General features: G+C 51.2%; 5 protein-coding genes. 2 read left to right on the top strand and 3 right to left on the bottom strand.

Annotated elements, in window-relative coordinates; all coding sequences use genetic code 11:
- Positions 1-1,070: spore germination protein (locus JKK62_RS01025; RefSeq protein WP_201426568.1), on the bottom strand; the 1,070-nt coding region annotated here is incomplete at its 3' end.
- A 78-nt stretch (positions 1,071-1,148) separates the two neighbouring features.
- Here JKK62_RS01025 and JKK62_RS01020 point away from each other — a divergent pair.
- A complete protein-coding gene (locus JKK62_RS01020) occupies positions 1,149-1,823 on the top strand; it encodes a DUF421 domain-containing protein (protein WP_201426567.1) in 675 nt (224 codons plus the stop codon).
- Entirely contained in the window at positions 1,820-2,200 is a 381-nt protein-coding gene (locus JKK62_RS01015) for a DUF4363 family protein (RefSeq protein WP_186834160.1), read from the top strand. Before JKK62_RS01020 ends, JKK62_RS01015 begins: the two co-directional genes overlap by 4 nt.
- 47 nt (positions 2,201-2,247) lie before the next feature.
- On the opposite strand, the gene secF is transcribed toward JKK62_RS01015, so the two are convergent.
- The gene (secF, locus tag JKK62_RS01010; protein ID WP_186834161.1) at positions 2,248-3,267 is read right to left on the bottom strand and encodes a protein translocase subunit SecF; all 1,020 of its coding nucleotides are present in this window, start codon (positions 3,265-3,267) and stop codon (positions 2,248-2,250) included.
- Positions 3,257-4,666, bottom strand: a complete 1,410-nt coding sequence (gene secD / locus JKK62_RS01005) for a protein translocase subunit SecD (protein ID WP_186834162.1) — start codon at positions 4,664-4,666, stop codon at positions 3,257-3,259. The genes secF and secD overlap by 11 nt, the downstream gene beginning before the upstream one ends.
- Positions 4,667-4,707: the final 41 nt, after the last annotated feature.

The raw sequence follows: 4,707 nt of genomic DNA, 5'->3' as shown, positions 1-4,707 counted from the left end.
AGGGATTTCGGTATCCGCAGACCGGCTTCCTTCATTATCTCGTACACCACCGTTATCGCGAGCACCTCGGCGGTCACGGGAAACGGAGTCTGAGCGAGGGATTCGGAGGTATTGATCAGCAGCCACGTCGGGAAATACTCGGGGTGAAACTGCGCGAGCGCGACGTACAGTCCGGGAAGAAATACCGAGACGAAGAACGAGAGGTACTTCATCAGGCGGATAAAGGCGGCATAGTAGGTGCGGTTTGAGTAGTCGTCGACGCTCTGGAACTCCTCGACAAAGAGGTGCGGAACGATCATCACGGCAGGAGTGCCGTCGACTATAATCGCGATCCTGCCCTCGGTCAGCTTGCCGCAGACCGTATCGGGTCTTTCGGATATACCGACTCCCGAAAAAAGACTGCCCGAGCCGTTGTCCTCGAGATAGTCAGAAAGGTATCCCGAGGCGAGAACGGTTTCGAGATTGCAGCCGGAAAGGCGGTTTTTCAGCTTGTTGAGCAAGTCGAGCGAAACCTGAGATTGCAGATAACAAATCATCAGCTGTGTTTTGCTGTCAGTACCGACGGTCATCTGCTCAAACTTGAGGTCGGGCGTTTTCATTCGCCGACGAATCATCGACATATTGACGCGCAGCGGCTCGGTAAAGCCCTCGCGTGAGCCGCGCTGTACAACCTCGCTCTCAGGCTCGCTGACTCCGCGGAAGCTGTAGCCCTGAACGCCGACGGCGTATAGCTCCTCTGCCCCGTTAATCATCAGCACAGCGAAGCCCGAGGTGATGTAGGTCACGATCTCATCAGCCGAGCTGAGCTTGATCACATCGGACGATGCCATCACCGAGGAATACGCAATGACAGAAACGGCGGCAGAGTCGCGTGCGCCGTAATCAAAGGTCAAAAGCGGATTGAGAACGCTCTGGGAGAGCTGTTCCTTATCGACGAGTCCTTCCATGGTTATCACCGCCGCCTGAATCTTCAGAGCGGATTTCAGTGTAAAAACGCGCACACTAAGGTCAGCGGAATTGTCAAACTGACTTTGCAGACTGAGCTTTATTTCGTTTATAGAATAATTCATACAATCACCATTATTAACCTAAGCAAAAACCCCGCGAATATACAGAGCAATTTTGCAGATAATAGGCTTGGTGATATAATGATTATTTCAATTCTACGAACGGTGATCCTTTACGTATTTATTATTCTCGCGATCCGCCTGATGGGAAAGCGGCAAATCAGCGATATGCAGCCGAGCGAGCTTGTGGTGACTCTGGTGGTATCGGATATTGCCTCTCTCCCGATGCAGAACACCTCGCAGCCCTTGCTCAGCGGCGTTATCCCCGTGCTTGTTCTGGTGTCGCTCGAAATCGCTGCGAGCGCGCTGATGATGAAGAGCCGCCTGTTCCGCCGCCTGATCTGCGGCAACCCTGTCGTGGTAATCGAGGACGGAAAGCTCCTGCAAAAGCAGCTCAAGCGTCTGAGAATGAGCGCCGAGGACTTATTCGCACAGCTCAGGCAGCAGGATATATTTTCAATCGACGAGGTGCAGTACTGCATTGTGGAAACGAACGGCTCAATCAGCGTTCTTGAGAAGCCTCAGAACCGCGTGCCGACCGCTCAGGATCTGGGTGTTACAATTGACGACAAAAAGCTGGAGGCTGTGGTGGTCTGCGACGGAGAGCTGCTCGACGACGGCTTGAAGCTGTGCAGCGGCAGCCGTATGCAGGTCGATAATATTCTGCAAGAGAATAATGCAAAGCTGAGCGAGGTCTTTATCCTCACCCTCGACGGAAACGGCAAATACAACCTGATCGCAAAGGAGGTTTCATGAAGCGTATAATAATCTCCCTAGCCCTTCTCGCAGCCTGCGCAATAGGCGCTGTAATCGAAACAGCTTACATCAGCAGCAGCGTGGACAGCTACACCGATACGATTGACAGAATAGACGGCTATATGCTGCGCGACGATTTCGAGAACGCTCTCACGGAATGCACTCGATTGAACGACGAGTGGACGGACAGCGCTCACGGAATCGACGCTTTGCTGATTCACGACTATGTGGACGGCATAGGACTTGGCATCGCTCAGATGAAATCGCACATTGAAAGCGGCAACCCCGATATGTACTTCTCGGAAAGCGAGAAAACAAAAAAGGCGCTCGCGTCCATAAAGGACAGCGAGTACCCGTACGCCGAAAATATCCTGTAAACAAAAAGGAGAGACTTGAAAACAAGCCTCTCCGTTTTTTTATATTATTATTTTGCGGCCTTCTTCTTTGCCTTGTGGTTCTGCCACATAACCCAGAGAGGACCTGCGATGCAGATTGAGGAATAACAGCCTGAAACTACACCGATCATCATCGGAAGAGCGAAGCCCTTAACCGAGGAGATATTGAAGATCGTCGCGAGTATGTAAACGGTCATAATCGCTGTCAGGGTGGTGACAGAGGTCATGATTGTACGCTTGAGCGTCTTTGTCGCGGAAACGTTGAATACGGTGCCGACGTCTGTTCTTCTGCCCATGAGTTTTCTCTCCTCACGGACACGGTCGTAAATAACGATGGTATCGTTCAGTGAGTAACCGAGAATCATGAGTACAACCGCGATGAAGTTTGAGTCGATAGGCATCTGGAAGATAACGTAGAGGAAGTAAATCATCGCTACGTCGTGGAACAGAGCTACCAGAGCCATGACGCCTGCGGAAAGACCGCCGATTTTCTTGAAGCGGATGGTTACATAGAGAACCATCAGAATGCTCGCGAGAGCTACCGCCGCAAGACACTTGAGCAGGAAGCTGAAACCCATGGAAGCGTCAACCGAGTTCGCCTCAAGTGTGATGAAGTTATTGTCGGGATACTGAGCCTGAAGATCCTTCTCGAGGTTCTTCTGAATATCGGTTTCGATGGAGTCGTTGCCCGAGAACTGTACGGATACGTTCTTGCCTGTGTTGCCCATCAGATCCTCAGAGAACGAGGTTGTGATCTTATCGGTTGTCTTTTCCTGGATAAAATCATAAAGGGCGTTCTGGTCGATGGGGTGCTCCTCGTCAGAGGTGTAGCTGAAGGTAAGGGTCGCGCCGCCCGAGAACTGAATGTCGAGGGTGGTGCCGAAAATGAAGTTGCAGATGATACCAATCAGCATGATTCCGAGCGAAACACCGAAGAAGATCTTCTTGCTGCCGACAAAGTCGATAACCTTTCTGCCGCGGTTGAACTTCTCGCTGACCTCCTGTTCGGTCATCTGAACGTCAGTCTTGGTCTGAACATCATTTTTCATCTTTCGCACCTCCAAACAACCAATTTTTGCGCAGAGGCTTGATACCTGCAATGCTTCTGAGCATCAGTCTTGAGAAGAAGATACCCATGATGAAGTTGGAAATTACACCGACGAGCAGTGTATAACCGAACGCGTAGATGGTACCTGTAGTGGACTCGCCGAAGATGAAGGAAAGAATGTTGGACGGTCCGAATACCAGCATAAGAATGATAGATACGATTACAACGGTCATGTTACCGTCGACGATCGCTGAGAGCGAGTTCTTGGAACCCTTGTCGAGAGCGCCGTCGAGCGTTCTGCCGCCGCGCAGCTCTTCCTTGATACGCTCCGCGGTAATAACGTTACAGTCAACGCCCATACCGATGGAGAGGATCATACCCGCAATACCGGGCAGAGTCATTGTAAAGGACGGGAATGCGGGGAAATAACCCGAAACCGCCGCAACGGTAAGACCCATCTGACCGATAAGAGCGATGATCGCTACAAAACCGGGGAGACGGTAGAAAATAATCATGATCAGAGCAATGAGGATAAAGGCGACAACCGCCGCGTATGCCATTGCCGTGAGGGCGTTTTCACCGAGGGTAGCGGAAATGTTGCCGTAGTTGGCGGTTTCCAGCTGGAAGGGAAGCGCGCCCGCGTTGATCTTCTGAGCGAGCTCTGTTGCCTGCTTAGCGGTGAAGCTGCCTGAAATCTGCGCCTTGCCGTCAGTGATTGTCGCCTGAACGGTAGGAGCGGAAAGCATAATGTCGTCCATCCAGATGGAGACAGTCTGGTTTAAGTAGGTAGTGGTGATTTCCTGGAAGGTCTTGGCGCCCTCTTCGTTGAGAGTAAGGCTTACAACATACTGCGCCTTACCGCTGTCGTCCTGATAGTACTGCGCCTCTGCCTTCTCAACGGCCGAGCCGTCCATGAGAACTGTCGCGGTATCTCCCGTAGGAGTCTTGTAGATGTACTCTCCGTCGGAGCCTACGTCAGTTGACTCGTAGGACTTACCGGGACGGAAGGTAAGATTTGCGGTCGAGGAGATCTCCTCAATCGCGTTTACCGCGTTGAATTCTGTTTCGTCTGACTTCCAGGGGAAACGAACGATGATTCTGTCGCTGTTTCTGTCAGCGTACAGCTCGTAGTCTGTGATGCCCTGTGAAATCATACGAAGCTCAATGATGGATTTTGCCGATTCCAGCTGTTCATCGGTAGCGTCGTAGTTGTTGGCAGGCTTAAATGTCGCCTCAACGCCGCCCCTGATGTCGATTCCCCATCGAATGTCGCCGATACCCTTGAGTACTGTGTTTTTGTTGTCACCTGTGTAATAGGATACTCCGAAAATCGCAGTAAACGAAAAGGCAAGTATCAGCAAAGCAACAATGAAGAACACCGGCTTTGGAACTCTTTTCATGCCTTTTGAACCTCCGTAATATAATTGTCTGTAAGAAAAAA

This window comes from Ruminococcus difficilis, assembly GCF_016680995.1.
Note: the sequence above shows the minus strand (reverse complement) of the source record. Positions and strands in the feature narration are given on the sequence as shown.